The 17929-nt window shown below is 71.9% G+C and carries 14 protein-coding genes, 1 tRNA gene and 1 pseudogene; 8 read left to right on the forward strand and 8 right to left on the reverse strand.

Going from position 1 to position 17929, the window contains the following annotated elements; all coding sequences use genetic code 11:
- The first annotated feature begins 122 nt into the window (after positions 1-122).
- Positions 123-623 (forward strand): DUF485 domain-containing protein, encoded by a 501-nt coding sequence (locus tag ACFYY7_RS19170; RefSeq protein ID WP_388662838.1) that lies wholly within the window; start codon positions 123-125, stop codon positions 621-623.
- Positions 620-2236 carry a cation acetate symporter gene (locus tag ACFYY7_RS19175; protein ID WP_388662840.1) on the forward strand — a complete coding sequence of 539 codons (1617 nt, stop codon included), beginning with the start codon at positions 620-622 and terminating at the stop codon, positions 2234-2236. The genes ACFYY7_RS19170 and ACFYY7_RS19175 overlap by 4 nt, the downstream gene beginning before the upstream one ends.
- 129 nt (positions 2237-2365) lie before the next feature.
- Here ACFYY7_RS19175 and ACFYY7_RS19180 read toward each other — a convergent pair whose 3' ends face one another.
- The 3 genes from ACFYY7_RS19180 to ACFYY7_RS19190 all read right to left on the reverse strand — a co-directional run bounded on the left by ACFYY7_RS19180 (position 2366) and on the right by ACFYY7_RS19190 (position 4485).
- Complete coding sequence (locus tag ACFYY7_RS19180; RefSeq protein WP_388662841.1) at positions 2366-2575, reverse strand: DUF397 domain-containing protein; 210 nt, start codon at positions 2573-2575, stop codon at positions 2366-2368.
- On the reverse strand, positions 2572-3408 hold the full coding sequence (locus tag ACFYY7_RS19185) for a helix-turn-helix domain-containing protein (RefSeq protein ID WP_382931575.1): 837 nt from the start codon (positions 3406-3408) through the stop codon (positions 2572-2574). Before ACFYY7_RS19185 ends, ACFYY7_RS19180 begins: the two co-directional genes overlap by 4 nt.
- 249 nt (positions 3409-3657) lie before the next feature.
- Positions 3658-4485: a MarR family transcriptional regulator gene (locus ACFYY7_RS19190; protein WP_388662843.1), complete on the reverse strand. Its 828-nt coding sequence runs from the start codon at positions 4483-4485 to the stop codon at positions 3658-3660.
- A gap of 595 nt (positions 4486-5080) precedes the next feature.
- Between ACFYY7_RS19190 and ACFYY7_RS19195 the strand changes: the two genes are divergently transcribed.
- The gene (locus tag ACFYY7_RS19195; RefSeq protein WP_388662845.1) at positions 5081-5467 is read left to right on the forward strand and encodes a hypothetical protein; all 387 of its coding nucleotides are present in this window, start codon (positions 5081-5083) and stop codon (positions 5465-5467) included.
- Positions 5468-5513: 46 nt separating this feature from the next.
- On the opposite strand, the gene ACFYY7_RS19200 is transcribed toward ACFYY7_RS19195, so the two are convergent.
- The 4 genes from ACFYY7_RS19200 to ACFYY7_RS19215 form a co-directional block, all read right to left on the reverse strand.
- On the reverse strand, positions 5514-7412 hold the full coding sequence (locus ACFYY7_RS19200) for a protein kinase (protein ID WP_388662847.1): 1899 nt from the start codon (positions 7410-7412) through the stop codon (positions 5514-5516).
- 101 nt (positions 7413-7513) lie between these two features.
- Positions 7514-8407: a cellulose-binding protein gene (locus ACFYY7_RS19205; RefSeq protein WP_388662849.1), complete on the reverse strand. Its 894-nt coding sequence runs from the start codon at positions 8405-8407 to the stop codon at positions 7514-7516.
- Positions 8408-8613: 206 nt separating this feature from the next.
- Entirely contained in the window at positions 8614-11385 is a 2772-nt protein-coding gene (locus ACFYY7_RS19210; protein ID WP_388662851.1) for an SUKH-4 family immunity protein, read from the reverse strand.
- A gap of 5 nt (positions 11386-11390) precedes the next feature.
- Positions 11391-12368: an SMI1/KNR4 family protein gene (locus ACFYY7_RS19215; protein WP_388662853.1), complete on the reverse strand. Its 978-nt coding sequence runs from the start codon at positions 12366-12368 to the stop codon at positions 11391-11393.
- A 317-nt stretch (positions 12369-12685) separates the two neighbouring features.
- Here ACFYY7_RS19215 and ACFYY7_RS19220 point away from each other — a divergent pair, with 317 nt between their 5' ends.
- Both ACFYY7_RS19220 and ACFYY7_RS19225 read left to right on the forward strand, forming a co-directional pair.
- The gene (locus tag ACFYY7_RS19220) at positions 12686-13210 is read left to right on the forward strand and encodes a YwqJ-related putative deaminase (protein WP_388662855.1); all 525 of its coding nucleotides are present in this window, start codon (positions 12686-12688) and stop codon (positions 13208-13210) included.
- Between the two features lie 10 nt (positions 13211-13220).
- Positions 13221-13754, forward strand: a complete 534-nt coding sequence (locus ACFYY7_RS19225; RefSeq protein ID WP_388662856.1) for an SUKH-3 domain-containing protein — start codon at positions 13221-13223, stop codon at positions 13752-13754.
- A 126-nt stretch (positions 13755-13880) separates the two neighbouring features.
- Here ACFYY7_RS19225 and ACFYY7_RS19230 read toward each other — a convergent pair whose 3' ends face one another.
- On the reverse strand, positions 13881-15197 hold the full coding sequence (locus ACFYY7_RS19230; protein WP_388662858.1) for a sensor histidine kinase: 1317 nt from the start codon (positions 15195-15197) through the stop codon (positions 13881-13883).
- A 155-nt stretch (positions 15198-15352) separates the two neighbouring features.
- Here ACFYY7_RS19230 and ACFYY7_RS19235 point away from each other — a divergent pair.
- From ACFYY7_RS19235 to glmU, 3 genes and pseudogenes are all read left to right on the forward strand, one after another.
- A pseudogene (locus tag ACFYY7_RS19235) lies at positions 15353-16207 on the forward strand (hypothetical protein); the annotation flags it as partial.
- Between the two features lie 29 nt (positions 16208-16236).
- Positions 16237-16307: transfer RNA gene (locus tag ACFYY7_RS19240), tRNA-Gln, on the forward strand.
- Positions 16308-16414: 107 nt separating this feature from the next.
- Positions 16415-17863: a bifunctional UDP-N-acetylglucosamine diphosphorylase/glucosamine-1-phosphate N-acetyltransferase GlmU gene (gene glmU / locus ACFYY7_RS19245; RefSeq protein WP_351253105.1), complete on the forward strand. Its 1449-nt coding sequence runs from the start codon at positions 16415-16417 to the stop codon at positions 17861-17863.
- The last annotated feature ends 66 nt before the right edge of the window (positions 17864-17929 follow it).

The raw sequence follows: 17929 nt of genomic DNA on the forward strand, positions 1-17929 counted from the left end.
AATTCAGGCCACCCCCTCCCCAACTGCCGTACCCACAAGTAATGTTCGCGCATCCGCACGCACCCGCACTCCTGCCTTGCCGCCCGCCCCAGGACCCGAGCCATGCAAGGAGCAGCACCCCGATGTCGCACGGAAACCCGCCCCCGGCCCCCCACTCCCCCTGGCCCGGACCGCTGCCGAAGCCGTCCCCTCAGCATCGGCCGCCACCCCCGCACCACGCCGACTATCTGCTGCCCTGGCAGAGCTCCGAGACCGCCCCCGACCCCGACCCCGGCCCCGGCCCCGGCTCGCCGGGCACCCCCGACGCCCCCGATGCCTCCGGCGCCCCCGCACCCGCGCCCGGCCGCCACAGCGACCTGCGTCGGCTGCGCACCTCGTACCGGGCGCTGCGGCGCACCGCGGCGCTGACCGCGCTCGGCTACTTCGTGGTCTTCCTGCTGCTCTCCGGATACGCCAAGGACCTGCTGGACCAGCCCCTGTTCGGCGGCCTCAACGTCGGCCTGGCCCTGGGGTTCTGCCAGCTCCCCGTGACGCTGCTCGCCATCGCCCTGTACGAGCGGAGCGCCCGGCGCACGGCCGATCCGCTCGCCGCCCGGCTGCGAAGAGCGGGAGCGGCCCGGTGAACGGATTCGACAACTCCGCGCAGTCGATGTCCCTGGTGGCCTTCCTCGCCGTGGGCACCGTGGCACTGCTGCTCTGCGTGATGACCGGCCCGGACCGTGACGACGTCGACGAGTTCTACACCGGCTCCCGCTCGCTCTCGCCCATGCAGAGCGGCTTCGCCCTCGCGGGCGACTACCTCTCCGCGGCCACGGTGCTCGGCACCACCGGCATCATCGCCCTCACCGGCTACGACGGGATGATCCTCGCCCTGAGCATCACCCTCTCGCTCGTCCTGCTGATGTTCCTGCTCGCCGAACCGCTGCGCAACGTGGGCGGGTTCACCATGGGCGACGTGTTCGTGCGCCGCGCCCCCGGCCGCGCGGTCCGCATCACCGCCTGCGCGGCCACCCTCGCCGCGCTCGTCCCGATGATGGTCGTCCAGCTCGCCAGCAGCGGCGATCTGCTCGCCTTCATCCTCGGGTTCGACACCTCCGGGTTCCGCACGGGCGCCATCATCGGGCTCGGCATCCTGATGATCGGCTACGCCGCGATCGGCGGCATGAAGGGCACCTCGCTGATCCAGATCGTGAAGACCGTGGTCCTCCTCGTGGCCGCCTTCACCATCGCCGTCATGATCATGAACAGGTTCGACTGGAACACCGACTCGCTGCTCTCGGCCGCCCGCCAGAGCAGCGGCGCGGGCGCCGAGTACCTGCGCTCGGGGCTCCAGTTCAAGGGCAGCGGCCTCGACATGGTCAGCTCCGAACTGACCGTGGTGCTCGGTGCCGCCTGCCTGCCGCACGTGGCCATGCGCATGTCGAGCGCCCGCTCCACACAGGCCGTCCGGCGCTCGATGTCCTGGGCGATTTCCGTGGTCGCCGTGATCTGCCTGCTGCTCGTCGTGATCGGCTTCGGCGCGGGGGCCCTCGTCGACCACGACGTCATCACGGGTGCCGGGGCGTCCGGGAACAGCGCGATCCTCCAGATCAGCGGCGAGGTCGCGAACGGTACGCAGCTGGGGGCCCTGATCATCACGACGATGACTACGGCGATCTTCCTCACCCTGCTCGCCTCCGTCGCCGGAATGATCCTGGCCTGCGCCAACTCCCTCGCCCACGACCTGTTCGCGCACGGTCTGCACGGGGTGCGCAACCCCGACCGCAAGCCGCTGGCCGGCCTGTCCGAGATGCGTACGGCACAGGCCTCGGCGATCGTCGTCGGACTGCTCGCCACCACCCTCGCGGTCGTGGCCAGGCACTGGAACGTGCAGGCGCTGGCGACGCTCTCGTTCTGCGTCGGCGCTTCCGCGCTCGCCCCGGCGCTCCTCTACAGCATGTTCTGGCGGCGCTTCACCCGCACCGGACTGCTCTGCACCCTCATTGTCGGCACCCTCACCACCCTGGTGCTGATCACCGGCACCAACCTGGTCTCCGGCTCCCCCAGCTCGGTCTTCCCCGACCACGACTTCAACTGGTTCCCGTTCACCACCACCGGGCTCGTCTCCATCCCCGCCGGATTCCTGGCGGGCTGGCTGGGCACGGTCCTCCCCCGCCACACGGCCCCCGCGGCACGCCGCCTCTACCAGAGCGAGGAGCCCCGGATCCTGGCGGGTGTCCCACCGACACACCGCTGAGCCCGGCCCTCGCACGCTCCACGGCACCCTGCTGGCAGGCAGCACGACGACAGCCCCGCACACTCCGGATCAGGCGTGCGCGGGGCTGTCGTCGTTGTGCGGGGCTGTCGTCGCCGCAGCGGGGTGCGGTCAAACCGCGCCGAACTCCCCGTCCTTGACGCCTGCCACAAACGCGGCGAACGCGGTGGAGGAGGCATTCAGTACGGGGCCGCTCGGGCTCTTCGAGTCACGGACGGGGACGACGCCGAGCGAGCCGACGAGGTTGGCGGCGACCTCGACGCAGGCGCCACCGTTGTTGCTGTAGGAGGACTTGAACCAGTGGGGGGATTCGGTCGTCACGGGGAACCCTTTCGTAACTGGTCGATCATGGCCACGGAGGCCGCTTGGGACAGAGCCCCGGCCTGCAGCTGATGGTAGGCCGTCAACAGGGGGACAACCGAAGCGCTTTCCCGGTTGAGAGTACCCAGGTGGGAGGACTCGGCATAGGACATGAGCTGGCGGTCCGGCAGCGTCAGTATGTACAGCGGGAGGTCGAAGGGACGGAGCTCCGCCATGTCGAACGGGGCGACCTGGAGCACGGTGTTCGGCAGCTCGGCGAATTCGATCAGCCGCGCCAGCTGTGCGTCCATGACAGCGGGGCCGCCCACGGGTCGGCGGAGGCAGCTTTCGTCCAGCACGACCAGGAACAACGGCGGATGCGTGCGGGCGAGTGCGGCCTGCCGCTCGGCGACGAGCGAGATCCGCTCCTTCGCCTGGTCGTTGGTGATCGCCCCGCGCCTGACGGCGCTCGTCGCGAGCGCCGTCGCGTACTCGGGCGTCTGGAGCAGGCCGGGCATCACACCCACTTCGTACAGCCGGATCTCCGCGGCACGGCTCTCCTGCCCCACGTACTCCGGGAAGCCCTCCAGCAGCGAGCCGTGCCGGATCTCCCGCCATTGGCGCTCGAAGGTGTCGGCTGTATCTCCAGTGCCGAAAGCGCGGTCCGCGCTGCGCGAGAAACGCAAGGTTGGAACTTTTCGGCCGGTTTCGACCGCCGAGATATGGGTGCTGGAGTACCCCATGTGATCGGACAGGTCCTCCTGCTTCCAGCCGCGCTCCTCGCGCCGGCTGCGGAGGCGTGCACCGAAGGCCGCCTCCGGGGAACTGTCCGGGTTCAACTCCTTGCGGTTCAAAGGGTTGTCACCAACCTTTCGTCCAGGTCCGCCACGTTGATCGGGTTCCGACTCTAGGTCACCCTGAATCCTCTTGGTAGTGGGATCGCTACGGAGCGGAGTTGACGCGTCCGAAGAGAACGTTGCCGTGAATGCACCCACCTCGGCGGTGCGCTCGCCGGGCACCCCTACCTGCGTTGCGAACGTGACACTTCGGTGGGTGTTCGACACGTTCCGCCGCTTGGTAGGGGGTACCGCCGCCACAGCGGGTCAGGCCGGGCCGGGTTCGCGGCAGGGTCGGCAGAGGCCGTCACGGAACGCTTCGGGCCGTCCGGGGGCGCCGCATTCGGTGCACTCGACCATCAGACGGCGTACGGGAGTTCCCGGCGCGACCGGGGACGCGACAGGCAGGCGGGGCGGGAGCTTGTCGCGGAGACGGCGGCGGACGAAACCGAAGGGCGAGTCGACGGACGCGGGAAGCCCGGCGGTCAGCGCATGGGTGAGGTAGACGGCGTCCACGCCACGCGCGAACCACTCGGCAGCCGCCTGTTCCAGTGCCGCACAGTCCGTTGCCGAAAGGGCCAGGCGGGAATCGGCACGGCCGAGATGGGCCAGGGCCAGGAATGCGGGAGAGGGACAGCCCGCAGTCGCCTGCGACACCGGCACCAGCACCGGCTCCGGCTCCGTGGTGCGCTGCACCGGCACTGGCACCGGCATCAGCACCGGCTCCGGCCCCGGCTCCGGCTCTGCGGTGCGTTGCTGCGGCACTGTCGATACGAGCGACTGCGCCGGTACGGGCACGGATGCGGGTACTTCGGGCGTGGTGGCCGCTGCGGCTTCTGCGGCCTCCTGCGGTGCGGGGTGGCGCTCCTCGGCAGTCAGGAAGGCGTTCCACCACTCGTTGTCGCGGGCGGTGCGGGACCAGAAGGTGCGGGTGACCCAGCGGACCTGGCCGCCGTTCTCGCCGTTCTCGCCACTCTCGCCGCTCAGGCACCGGACGTGCCGTAGATGACCGGCCACGCCCAGGGCCCGTAACGCGCTGCCGACGGCCATCTGCCCGTACAGCGGCTGGCTCCTGGCCAGCGACTTGATGTCCATCGCCGCACCGTCGGGCAGCGCGTCAACGTAACCGGCGATGTGACGCTCACGCTCGGGCAGCAGCGCGAAATCGCCCTCGCAGGGAGGGTGTTGAGCCGGGACGGAACGCTTTCCGTAGCCGGGCCTGGCCTTCGGATGGGCGCGCGAGGATGCGGACGCGCATGGGGCAGAGCTAAGGTCTAAAACAACCACGGGATCGCCTTTCAGCTTTCTTCGATCTTGGGGCCAGACCCCGGTCAGTGCGGCTAACACTGTGCCGGGGTCGTTCATTTGGCACCGTAAGCAGTCGCGACTCCGCGCCGCAAGTCGGTCACGACTAGTCATACTTGCTGGCCGTGACGGGTCCGGGAGGGTGGGGAGGTTTTCCCAACCACCTTCTTTTCCCCACCGGTTGGAAGACACCGCTCGAACCCCGACGCCCGGATCCCGGCCCCCGAATCCCGAAGCTCAAGACCCGGGCCGGAGCCCCTCCCCGTACCCACGAAGGAGTGAACAGGGCCTTCCCGAAGCTCGAAACCCGGCTCTCGGATCTCGGAGCTCGAAGCGAGGTGTGTACCCCCTGGCACACACGAACGAGGTCGGCAATTCTGTCCGCATGCTGCTCCCGGTCACCCACAAGACGGCCGAACTGATCGAGGTCGTCCGCATCACCGATCCGATCAGGCATTTCAGCTCCGAGGACCTGATCGGCGACGAAGTCGCTCCCTGGGAGGCGCCCCAGGTCGATCAGGTCCTGACCCTGGTCGGCGACCTGCCGGACGGCGAGATGCGCCGCTGCTTCTCCCCGGGCTGGGGCATCCGGGTCCACGGCGCCACCGGTCTGCTCTTCCAGCTGGCCTTCTGCTTCCACTGCCACGGCATACGGCTGTGGGGACCGGCCGTCCCGGACGGGCAGCAGGGGCTCCACAGCTTCGACGCGGACAGCGCCCCCGCCCAGGAGCTCCTCGGGCGGTTCCGTGCGGAAGCGGAGAAGCCCGCATAGTCGGATCGGATCGGTTCGGCGCGGGGGCCCAACCCCTGCGCGCCGGTCACGAGTTGCGCCACAGCTGGCCCGGTTCCGAGGCGTTGCACGCCGCCGACTGGAAGCCGATGCTGCTGAATATCTGGAGGCAGACGCCCTCGGCGACGTTCACCAGGGTGTGGCCGCTCGATGTCTTGGTCCCGATCCGCCAGACCTGGGAATCGGAGGAGTTGCAGGTCTCGGCCGACAGCCCTGCGGGGCCGTTCAGCCTGAGGCAGTTGCCGGTGCCCTGGCCGACGAGCTTGAACTTGCCGCCGGAGGTGGGTTTGTACGTCCACTTGTAGTAGAGCGTGGCCCCGTTGTGCGCCGGCTCGCCGCACACCGAGTTCATGAGCATGGAGCCGCCGTACGGGGACGCCGACTCGCCCAGGCACCGCTTGTTGGACGCGTTCTTGAGGTAGTACTGCCCCGAGGGCGCCGGGACCTGACCGCCGCCCGAGCCGCCGGAACTGCTGGATCCGCCCGAACTGCCGGAGCCGGAGCCCGAGCCGGAACCGCCCGTGGGCTTCGAACCGCCGGAACCGGAGCCGGAGCCGCCCGAGGGGCCGGACCCGTCCGAACCGCCCGAACCATCCGTACCGCCCGAACCGGCGCCGTCGGCGCCGTCCTTCCCGCCCTTTCCGTCCTTCCCGTCCTTGCCGCCCTTCGGCTTGTCGGAGGATCCCGGCCTGGAACTCGACGAGCGGGAGGGCGACTTCGTGGGATCTGCGGAACCGCCGTCCGCCCCGGGTCCGGACGGCCCGGCGGTGACCGAAGGCGTTGCGGCGCCGGAGTCCGTACCGCGCGAACCGCCGATCTGGTACGGCCCGAGCGCCAGGGTCAGGGTCGTGCCCGTCACCACCACGACGGGAAGCGCGATGAGCAGCACCCGGGAGCGGCGACTGCGGGGCTTCTCCGGGACGGTGCCGGTCGTCCGGACGTCCGGCAGGGAGGGCACCGCGGCAGGGGCGGGCGCCTGGGGCAGTTCCGGCTCGGGCTCCTCGGGCGGCGGCGGGCTCGCCGCGAACGCCGCCCGCTCGGTGATCCGGTCGGTGACGGCCGGCGGCCACAGGGCGGTGACCGCTGCGGGCACCCGGGCGGCGGCGATCTCGTAGAGCTCGGCGGCCGTCGGCCGGTCCGCGGCGTCCTTGGCGAGACAGGACCCGACCACGGCGGCCAGGTCCGGATCGAGGTCCGGCAGCCGCCCGAGGTCGGGTTCGGTGTGCACGATGCGGTAGAAGAGGCCCGGCCCCGACCCGTCACCGAACGGCGGGCGGCAGTTCGCCGCGAAGAGCAGCAGACCGGCCAGCGCGAACACATCCGCCGCACCGGTCAGATCCCGCTCGGCCATGGCCTGTTCGGGAGCCATGTAGGCGGGCGTCCCGATGACCATCCCGGTCCTGGTCACCCTGGACTGGTCGGCCGCCCGCGCCACCCCGAAGTCGATCAGGGTCACACCGTCGAGCGTCAGCATGACGTTGGACGGCTTCAGGTCCCGGTGCACCATCCCGGCCGCGTGCACCGCGCGCAGACCGCCCGCCCCGTCGCGCAGCAGCCGCCACAGGCTGTCCGCGGGCAACGGGCCCTCGTTCAGCCGCAGCGCGTCGCTCAGGGTGACGCCGGGGATGTACTCCGTGGCGAACCACGGAGGCTGCGCCGTACGGTCACTGGCCAGCAACCGGGCGCTGACCCCGGACGGCAGCTTGGCGAGATTGTCGAGTTCGTGCCCGAAGTGGGACAGGAAGTCCTTGTCCGCGGCCAGTACCGGCAGCACCTGCTTGACCGCCGCGTACCGCCCCGCCGAGGTACCGAGATAGACCCGGCCCATACCGCCGGTACCGAGGATGCCGAGCAGCCGGAAAGCGCCGATCCGCCGGGGATCGTCCGGCTCCGTCGGCGTGGCCCCGCTGCCCTGCAAACGTGACACTTCTTCAGCTCCCCCGTGCATGGCGCCAGATTAGCCCAGCCCGAACGAACGCACGACAATTGCTCGGCCAGGCACGCGACTTGGGAGAGGGACCGGCCGGTTCAGTCCTCCGCCGGGGCCACCCGTCCGGTGAGCGCCGCGAGCGAATTGCGTACGTGCGCCATGTGCGCCTGCACTTCGTCGCGGCCCTCCTCGTGCTCCCGCACGATCCGCTCCGTCTCCCGGACCACCCGCTCCTCGCTGACCCTGGCCGCCGCGATCAGCTCCGCGGCCCGCGCCTCGGCGTCCTCCTGACCGTGCCGGGCGGCCTCCTCCGTCTGCGCGAGCGCTCGCCGCGCCTCCTCCAGGCGGGCCTCCGCCTGCTCGGTCAGCTCGTCGTGGTGCGCCGCCTGCGCGGCCTCGGCCCCGGCCAGTTCGAGCTCGGCCGCCTGCCACCGCTCGGAGTGCTCCTGCTCCTGGTGCGCGAGGACGCTCTCGGTGCGGCGGCCCGTCTCCGCCATCATGGCCTGCGCCCGCTCCCGGACCTCCGCGGCCTCCTCGCGGGCCTCCGCAACGGCCTCGTCGGCCGCGCCCTGCGCCGCGGCCAGCGTCTCGTCGGCGTGGGTCACCGCCGCCGCCCGCACGGCCTCGGCGTCCGCCCGCGCCGAGGCCCGGAGCCCCCGGCCCGCCTCGTCCGCCGCGTCCCGCAGCGCCTGCGCCGCCTCCTGGGCGGCGCCCCGCAAGGACTCTGCCTCGCTCTTGGCCAGGGCCAGGATCTGCTGGGCGCGCTCGCCCAGCGATTCGTAGTTCTGCGGGGCGAGCCCGGCGACGACCTCGCTCAGCCGGACCGACTCCGCCGACAGCTCCTCCACCAGCGCCGTCAGCCGGGACACCTCGTCCAGCGCCGCGTCCCGCTCCGCCGACAGACCGGCCACCGCGCGGTCCACCTGCTCCGGACAGTAGCCACGTCCCCGTACGCCGACGAAGCCATGCGCGGACACCGGTGCAGAACTCATCCTTGAAGCCTCTTTCCGACTCTCCGACCACCAGCAATACGTCAAGGATGCGGCAATTGACACAGAAGTCGGAATCGATCAGCTGCATTCCGGACGGAAGCGACGGGCATCACAGGCACCACGGGCGTCACGGGCGTCACGGGCAACACACGGCACGGCGCCCGGCCCCTCTCGGGGACCGGGCGCCGTGCCGTGTGCCTGCCGGGTCAGATCAGCCCGTCCCACATCTGTTCGAGCAGTACCGACCACCAGCTCTCCGGCGACGCCAGCGCCGCCGCGTCCAACGCCACCAGCTGGGCCTGGAAGTCGACCGTCCAGCGGCCCGCCTGCTCGGGGTTGAGCCCGAAGCGCAGCCGCCACATCCGGCCGAGCAGCGCCATCGAACGCTGGAACTCCGGCAGCCCGGTGTTCACGAACTGCGGCGCCACCGACTGACCGCCCGGCCCCGCCTCGACCGGCACGGCCACGATGTTCGCGGTCCCGTACTGGACACAGATCGCCCGCCCGAAGTCGGACCCCATGACGAGGTACGACCCCGCGTCGGGGGCGGCCTGCACCTGACGCTGCGCGGCGAGCTCGCCCAGCGTGGGCACCACCGGCTGACCCGGCTGCGCCCAGAAGAACGGCCCGAAGTCGGCGGGCAGCCCCGCCCACACCAGCGTGCGCGCAACGGTCTCGGGCACACCCTGGCGAGAGACGGCCCGCTGATCGAAGCGGCAGATGCCCTGCGGCCCGAAGGTCTGCAGCAGCTCGTCCGCGATGGCCTCCGGCGGCACCGCCATCGCGGGCGGCATCTGCGGCAGCGGCGCCCGCACCGGCGCCGGACGGGCCGGCCCGTCCGCCACCTGGTGCAGCTCGCCCTGGTGGGTGAGCAGATGCTGCATGCCCTGCTGACGGCTGGCGTGATCGGTGCCGTACGGAGCGACGCTGGTGATCCGCACCTGCGGCCAGGTCTCACGGATCATCCGCGCGCAGTAGCCACCGGGCAGCTCACAGGACTCCAGCTCGGTGTGGAGCTCGATGACCTGCTGCGGCGGCACGTTCATCGCCCGCAGCTCGTGCAGCATCTGCCACTCGGGGTGCGGAGTGCCGGGCGCCGAACGCCGGATCAGCTGCTGCTCGCTGCCGTCGGGCGCGCGGTAGCGCAGCACGGCCTGGTAGCCGGGCCCGACGGTCGGCTGACCGGTCGGCGCCTGCGGGTACCCGTACGCCGGGGGCGGCGGGGCGTGCGGATTCGGCGGCACGGAGCCGGGGGCCCCGCCCAGCGGCGCTCCGGGCGGACCGGGAGGACCGGGCGGGCCCGGAGGCCGGGGCGCGCCGGGGCCACCCATGCTCGGGTCGGCCAGCATCGTCGCGGCATGGTGCACCCCGCCGCCCGGCGGAGGCGTCGAACCAGGCGGCGGAGGCGGCACCGGAGCACCGGGAGGACCGGGCGGGCCCGGAGGCCGGGGTGCGCCGGGGCCACCCATGCTCGGGTCGGCCAGCATCGTCGCGGCATGGTGCACCCCACCACCCGGCGGAGGCGTCGAACCAGGCGGCGGAGGCGGCACCGGAGCACCGGGAGCACCGGGAGCACCAGGCGGACCAGGCGGGCCAGGAGGCTGCGGCGCACCGGGAGCGCCATGAGCACCAGGGGCCCCGGGGGGACCAGGGGGTGCGGGCGGCTGAAGCGGGCCCGAACCGCCCATGCTCGGGTCGGCCAGCATCGTCGCGGCGTGATGCACCCCGCCACCCGGCGGAGGCGTCGAACCAGGCGGCGGAGGCGGCACCGGAGCACCGGGAGCACCAGGCGGACCGGGCGGACCGGGCGGGCCAGGAGGCTGCGGCGCACCAGGCGCACCGGGCGGCCCCGCCTGGGGGGCGAGCTGCGTCGGCAGGTACCCGCCCGCCGGGGCACCGGGCGCACCCGGCCCCGAGGGCGGCGGCACGGGCGCGCCCGGCCTGGCGCCAGGGGTTCCGGGAGCACCGGGCGGCGGCGGGGTCGACGGACCGCCACCACGCGCACCGCGCGGCGGCACGACGGCCTTGCTGGTGGCCGCGTCCGCGATGTCACCGGCACCCGTGCCCGAAGCGCCGGGCGCGCCCGGCGGAATACCAGGGATGCCAGAGCCACTGGAGGCGCCAGGGACACCGGAGCCACCGGGGACACCAGGGGCGCCGCCCTGCGGGCCCAGGCCCGGCACGACCGCCGTACGCGGCAGCTGGCTGCCGCCCGACATCAGGGCCGTCGGCGCATCGGCCGGCACGACCGGCGGCGGGGTGCCGTCGTCGTCGGCACCCGAGAGCGGCGGCGCGAACACGGTGGCCGGCAACGGCACCGCCCCCTCGTCGCTGTCCGAATTCGTGTCCGTACCCGCCCACGGGGTGGACCCGGCGGGCACGTTCGGCGGACCCGCCGGGACACCGTCGTTGGCGGTGGGCTCGTACGCGACCTGCCCGCCGTGCGAACCCGGCGACGACTGACCGACCGGGGCGGCCGGGACGGCGGGCGGCACAGAGAACGGCGGAGCCGGCGCGACCGGCGGGGCCGGGGACGCGGGGGCGGCCGGAGGCGCCGCGTCCGGGCTCCGCTCCTGGCTCCCGTCCCGGCCCTCGCGGTGGTCCGGGATGCCCAGCTTGTCGGCCGCTTCCTGGAGCCACTCCGGGGGGCTCAACAGGAACGACGTCTGATTGAGGTCGATGCGCTGGGGCGGCTCCGGAGCGGCCGCGGCCGTCGCCTGCGCGCCGTACTCCTCCTCGTACCGCCGGATCACCTCGCCCACCGGCAGCCCCGGCCACAGGGTGGCCTCGCCGCTGTCCCGGGCGATCACCAGCCGCTGATTGCCGCCGTCCGAGACGGGGCCCTCGGCCCGGTCCTCGCCCCACACCACGAAGCCCAGCTCGAACTCCCGTACCCGCACCTCACGGTGCTGGTACGCGGGGACGTCACCGTTGATCCACTCGTCCGCGCGCTCCTGCGCCTGAGCAAAGGTCACCATCGCGCTCACCCCTCCACCGGGACGGCCCGCGCGAAGCCGCCGTCCACCATCAGGTTCGCCACGGTCTCCAGCTCCGGCGGATTGCCCGCCAGACGCTGCAGGAAGGCGTCGAAGTCACTGCCGCACGGCAGCAGCAGCCGGTCCACCCGCTCCTGCACGTTCCAGCCGTCCTGGTCCCGGGCGTCGTCGTACGCGCAGAACCAGACCGAGCCGATGCCGTTGCCCTTCACCTTCACCGCGATGATCCCGCCCTGGACGAAGCCGACGCCCAGGAAGTCCTTGGTGAGGTGGTCGCGCAGGCACTTGTTCACGTACACCAGGTCGTTCGCGGCGGCCTGCTCGCGCACCGTGAAGAAGGGCTGGTCGACCAGGAGCCCCAGCTCCGCGTCGAGCGCCGCACCGACCGGCGCCGAACCGCCCGCCGCCTTGAGGAACGAGCGGTAGGCACCCGGCAGCCGGTAGCCGAGGTCCTCCTCGACGCCCTGCACCTGCGCCTCGCTCACCGCCACGGCACCCTTCGGCAGCCGGAAGTGCGCGGGGCGGGTCTCCTGCAAGGGGCGGGTGCCCCGCTTGTTGTGGTCGACCGCCGTGGCGGCCAGGCCGCCGTGGTGCCGCAGCAGCGCCTTCACCTCGACCGGGACCAGCTCCATGCGCCGGCCTCCGGGCACGTGGTGCCACGTCCAGCCGTGCGGAGTGGCGACCGCCGGGATCGTGTCCCACAGCTCATGGCCGCTCGCCGCCAGCGCAGCGTTGGCCGAGACGTAGTCGGTGAGCCGCAGCTCGTCGACCCCGAAGCCCTGCGGCGGCTCGGCGATCTCGGCGGCGGCACGCGCGTACGGCGCGAAGTCCGGGCTGCCGTTCTCGTCCATACGCACGCCGCCGGGGTGGCGGGACGCCCGGACCGGGTCCGGGAAATGCACGAGCTGCCCGGCGTAGGCCGCGTTCGGTGGCGCGGCTTGCTGCCCGAGCCGACCTGTCGTCATGGCGGTTGCCCCCTGCTGCGTCTGGCTGGTGAGGACCGGCCTGCCCAGGGGCAGGCCGGTCCTGGCACAGCCTATGCGGTGGCGCAAGGGCCGGTCTCGCCCATGTGACCTGTCCTACGCCTCCCCCTCCTCATCCGTCACGAACCGTCACAACGGCGTGACGGACGAGCGATGCTCCCACCACGACCGGGCGACACGGAGACACGTTTCACCGCCCCAGCTTCCCCACCAGCCGGGACATTTGGCAGGCTGTCACCGCAACTCGGGGGGCGTGCACATCGCGCAGCTACCGCTGCGGGCACGGGAGGGAAAGCACCATGCACACTGCACAATCAGTCACATCCGGGGATCCACGCCTCAGCTGGAGCAGCACCGGGACCGGCCTCGCACCCCGACTGCTCCACCGGCGCGACGGCATCCTGCCCGCGGTCGCGGCGGCACTGTCCGTCCGCGGCGAGACGCTGACGTGCACCGCGGGCAAGGGCGACCAGCCCCCCGTACTGCACCCGCTCGTCCAGGACTTCCTCGACACCCTCCCCAGCGGCCGGCGCGAACGCTTCACCGGCCGCTGCCCCGAGGCGATACTGCTCTCCCGGCAGCTCACCGCGGCGGAGACGACCCGCTCCAAGCGCGCCCAGCGCAAGCCGCTGACCAACGGCGAGGCCCGGCGCGCCCTGAAGCACTCCCGGCTCACCGCACGGCGCATCCGTGAGGACGGCGACCCGATGCACGGCAGCTACGCGCCGCCGTGCCGCTCCTGCACGGCGATGCTCGCCCACTTCGGCGTACGTCCCGTCGACCTCACGACCACCGGGGCGGCGACAGCCGCCGAGAAGGGCTGACCGCACGCCGATGCACGACCGAACCGACGTACCCGAACAGACGGGCCCCGCGGACCGCGACCGGAACTCCTCCACCCGCTTCCCCGTCGCCGTGGACGCCGCCCTGCGCACCGCGGGCTGGCAGCCCGGCCGCTGGGACATCCGGCAGGCCGAGGAGTGGGCCGACGCACTGCGCTCGCACACCTCGCCCGCCGGCCACCAGCACGCGGTCTTCCCCGCGGCCGTGGAGGCGTGGGCCGAGTTCGGCGGACTCCACATCACCGCATCCGCGCCGGGCCGCCAGATCGCACCCGCCCCGGTACGCATCGACCCGCTGAGCGGACTCCACCTCGCCCGCACCCTCGGCGACCTCGGCCGCGCCCTGGAGACCGAGGTCAGCCCGCTGGGCGAGGAAGGGGACGGACAGGCGGTCCTGGCGATCGACGCCGAGGGCCGCGTCTACAGCATCGACCACACCGGCGACTGGTACCTCGGCCCGGACATCGACCAGGCACTGGCCACCCTGATCACCGGCATCCAGCCGGACCGCCTCGTCTCGGACTGAACCCTCGGGTCCGTACCGGCGGCTCGCCCGGGGCTCCCTGATCAGGCGGCCCCACGAAACGGACCACCGCCCCGCTGCCGCAGAACCGGCGGCTCACGCGGCCCCTCGGCTCACGCGGCCCCCGGCTCAGGCCGCAGCCCCCCGGGCCGGCAGCACCGCCGACACCCGGAAGCCGCCCGCGTCCGTCGGACCCGAGACGAAGACACCGCCGAGCCCCAGCACCCGCTCCCGCATCCCGACCAGGCCGTTGCCCCCGCTCGGCAGCCCCGCGTCCGCCGTGGCCGCGTCCGACGGACCGTTCTCCACCTGCATCGCGACCTCCGCGTCCCGGTGCGCCAGCCGCACCCAGGTCTTCGCGCCCGCCGCATGCTTGTGCACGTTCGTCAGGGCCTCCTGCACCACGCGGTACGCCGTCTGCTCGACCTCGGGCGGATACGCGCGGGCCTCGCCGTCCACCGACAGCTCCACCGTCATCCCCGCCGCCCTGGACTCCCCCACCAGGGTCTCCACCTCGTCCAGCCGCGGCCCTTCCTCCGTCGCGGCGGCCGCGGCGGCGGCAGCGGCCCGGCCGACCGAGGCCAGCGGCACCGGGGCCGGCCGGTCCGTCACCGACTCCCCCGCACGCAGCACCCCGAGCATCTCGCGCAACTCGGTCAACGCCTGCCGGCCCATGTCACCGACCAGCGCCGCGTTCCGCACCGCCTTCGCCGGATCCTTCGGCGCGACGGCCTGGAGCGCGGCAGCGTGCACCACCATCAGGCTGACCCGGTGGGCGACCACGTCGTGCATCTCGCGGGCGATCCGGTGACGCTCCTCCGCACGCGCCCACTCGGCCCGCTCCTCCGCCCGGTCGGCGAGCAGCGACAGCTCCCGCTCCAGCGAGTCCGCCCGCTCCCGCAGGCTCTCCATCAGCCGCCGCCGGGCCCCTATGTAGAGGCCGAACAGCACCGGCGGCGCGGTGAGCCCGAGCGACATGAAGAGGGACATCAGCGGTACGTACCAGTTGCCGGGCCCGAAATCGGCCTGCTCGTCGACGCTCTGCCGCAGCCGTACGTAGGTGACGATGAACGTCCCCGCGAACGACATCCCCATCAGCACCGCGGTGATTCTCCGCGGCACCTCGGAGGCGGCCAGCGTGTAGAGGCCGACCAGGCCCATCAGGAAGCCCATCTCGGCGGGCGTCGTCGCGATCGCGACCAGCACCACGGCGATCGGCCACCGCCGCCGCACCACCAGCACGGCCCCCGCCAGCAGCCCGAACAGCACCCCCACCGGCACCGGCAGCCCGGTGTCCCCGGCGAACTCCACCCCTTCCAGTGCGCATTCCAGCGCCGACAGGAGCCCGAGCCCCACATCCAGGGCGACACTCCGCCGCCGCTCCCACCACCAGTAGCCGCGGGTGGTCGGTCCCGCCGCCTCCCGGTCTGCCCCCGTTGCGGTCATGCCATCCACCCTACGGGCGGTCGCACCTCATTTTCGGGCGACCTGGACAGCACGTGCGCCTGCGAAACAGAGATGGAACGACCACTTATCGCTTGAAATGGTGAATCGAGCAGACTTTCGCACCGGACGTCCGCATTCCGGACGACGCTCGTCACATGACGGAAATCACGAGCAAGTACGCCAACTTCGAAGACCTGCGCGAGCAGGCCATCACCTTGCGCCGGGAGGGCCTCAGCCGCCGCCGGATCCGTGACCGGCTGCAGGTCCACAACAACGACCTCCTCAACCGCCTCCTGGAGGGGGAACCCGCCCCGGAGTGGACCAAACGCCCGAACGCCAAGGACGACCTCCGAGAGAAGGCACGGGAGCTGCGTCTTCAGGGCATGACGTACGACCGCATCCAGGTGGAGCTGGGGTGCTCGAAGAGCTCCATCTCCCTGTGGGTGCGGGATCTGCCGAAGCCGGAGCACAAGCGGACACGGGAGGAGGCATCCGCCATCGCGCGACGCGGCTGGGAGGTCACGCTTCGACAGCGCGACGAAGAGCGCCAGGAGGTCAAGAAGCGGGCGAAGAGCGAGATCAACGCCATGAGTGCGAACGAGTTGTTCCTACTCGGCGTAGGCCTCTACTGGGCTGAGGGCGCCAAGTCCAAGCCGTACCAGACGCGAGAGCGGGTCACCTTCGTCAACAGCGACCCCGGCATGATCGAGGTCTTCCTCGCCTGGCTCCGCCTGCTGGGAGTGAGTGACGATCGGCTCCGATTCCACGTGCACATCCACGAGACGGCCGACGTCGCGTCGGCGGAGCAGTTCTGGGCCGACCTGACGGGCGCCGATACGTCCGCATTCGACAAGACGACGATCAAGAGCCACTCCCCGAAGACCAACCGGAAGAACGTCGGGGAGGGCTACCGGGGCTGCCTGGTGGTGCGAGTTCTGAAAAGCGCCGACCTGTACCGTCGCATCGAGGGCTGGTGGTACGGCATAGTAGGGGCTGCCTCGGTACCCGATCATCAAATTCGGGCACAGCTGACAATCCATCCCGGGTCGTCTAATGGCAGGACAAATGGTTTTGGTCCATTGAATGAGGGTTCGATTCCTTCCCCGGGAGCTTCGTGACGGGCCCCGGCCTCCAAGGCCGGGGCCCTCACCCATGTCCGCTCACCAGCCCCCCGGTATCCTTCGGGTGTCCACCACCCGAAGCCGAAGGGCATTTCCGTGAGCTCCGAACGCCCGGCAGCCGTCGTCGTCCTCGCAGCGGGTGAGGGCACCCGCATGAAGTCGAAGACCCCCAAGGTTCTGCACGAGATCTCCGGGCGATCGCTCGTCGGACATGTCGTCACCGCCTCCCGCGAACTGGACCCCGAGCACCTCGTCGTGGTCGTCGGCCACGGGCGCGAGCAGGTCACCGCGCACCTCGCCGCCGTCGACGACCGGCTGCGCACCGCCCACCAGGCCGAGCAGAAGGGCACCGGCAACGCCGTGCGCGTCGGGCTCGACGAGCTCGGCGGCACCGTCGAGGGCACCGTGATCGTCGTCTGCGGCGACACCCCGCTGCTCTCCGGCGAGACGCTCACCGCGCTCGCCGCCACCCACACGGCCGACTCCAACGCCGTCACCGTGCTGACCGCCGAGGTGCCGGACTCCACCGGCTACGGCCGCATCGTCCGCGACCCGGCCGACGGCGCGGTCACCGCGATCGTCGAGCACAAGGACGCCACCGACGCCCAGCGTGAGATCCGGGAGATCAACTCCGGGGTCTTCGCCTTCGACGGCCGGCTGCTCGCCGACGCCCTCGGCAAGCTCCGCACCGACAACAGCCAGGGCGAGGAGTACCTCACCGACGTCCTGTCCATCCTGCGCGAGGCCGGGCACCGGGTCGGCGCCTCGGTCGCCGGGGACCACCGCGAGATCCTCGGCATCAACAACCGCCTCCAGCTCGCCGAGGCCCGGCGCCTGCTGAACCAGCGGCTGCTGGAGCGCGCCATGCTGGCCGGCGTGACCGTCGTGGACCCGGCGTCCACGCTGATCGACGCCACCGTCACCTACGAACGCGACGCGATCGTGCACCCGGGCACCCAGCTCCTGGGCGCCACGCACCTCGGCGAGGACGCCGAGGTCGGCCCGAACTCCCGGCTCACCGACACCGTCGTCCGCGCGGGCGCGCGGGTGGACAACACGGTCGCGGACCGGGCCGAGGTCGGCGAGGGCGCGACGGTGGGTCCGTACGCCTATCTGCGGCCCGGCACCAGGCTCGGCGCGAAGGCCAAGGCCGGTACGTACGTGGAGATGAAGAACGCCACGATCGGCGAAGGCACCAAGGTCCCGCACCTGAGCTACGTCGGCGACGCGACGATCGGTGACCACACCAACATCGGTGCCGCGAGCGTCTTCGTGAACTACGACGGCGTGGCCAAGCACCACACCACGATCGGCTCCCACTGCCGCACCGGGTCGGACAATATGTTTGTGGCGCCTGTCACGGTCGGGGACGGCGCATACACCGCGGCCGGCTCGGTCATCACCAAGGACGTACCGCCCGGTTCGCTGGCCGTCGCCCGCGGCCAGCAAAGGAATATCGAGGGTTGGGTGGCTCGAAAGCGTCCGGGAAGCGGCGCCGCGCAGGCGGCTCAGGCCGCCACATCGGAGCGCGACAGCGAAAGCTGACCGGAAACAGGTACGCCGCGCACGGCGTACCGTGATAGATGCTCACCCCATTTCGGCTGGCTCGTT

Source organism: Streptomyces sp. NPDC001933, from assembly GCF_042890955.1.
In the GTDB taxonomy this organism is placed as follows: Bacteria; Actinomycetota; Actinomycetes; order Streptomycetales; family Streptomycetaceae; genus Streptomyces.

Coding starts and splice junctions, on each gene's coding strand:
- ACFYY7_RS19195 (WP_388662845.1), top strand. CDS start 5,081: ATGCTGCTCCCGGTCACCCACAAGACGGCCGAACTGATCGAGGTCGTC.
- ACFYY7_RS19190 (WP_388662843.1), bottom strand. CDS start 4,485: ATGGACATCAAGTCGCTGGCCAGGAGCCAGCCGCTGTACGGGCAGATG.
- ACFYY7_RS19215 (WP_388662853.1), bottom strand. CDS start 12,368: ATGACGACAGGTCGGCTCGGGCAGCAAGCCGCGCCACCGAACGCGGCC.
- ACFYY7_RS19205 (WP_388662849.1), bottom strand. CDS start 8,407: ATGAGTTCTGCACCGGTGTCCGCGCATGGCTTCGTCGGCGTACGGGGA.
- ACFYY7_RS19210 (WP_388662851.1), bottom strand. CDS start 11,385: ATGGTGACCTTTGCTCAGGCGCAGGAGCGCGCGGACGAGTGGATCAAC.
- ACFYY7_RS19220 (WP_388662855.1), top strand. CDS start 12,686: ATGCACACTGCACAATCAGTCACATCCGGGGATCCACGCCTCAGCTGG.
- ACFYY7_RS19225 (WP_388662856.1), top strand. CDS start 13,221: ATGCACGACCGAACCGACGTACCCGAACAGACGGGCCCCGCGGACCGC.
- ACFYY7_RS19170 (WP_388662838.1), top strand. CDS start 123: ATGTCGCACGGAAACCCGCCCCCGGCCCCCCACTCCCCCTGGCCCGGA.
- ACFYY7_RS19230 (WP_388662858.1), bottom strand. CDS start 15,197: ATGACCGCAACGGGGGCAGACCGGGAGGCGGCGGGACCGACCACCCGC.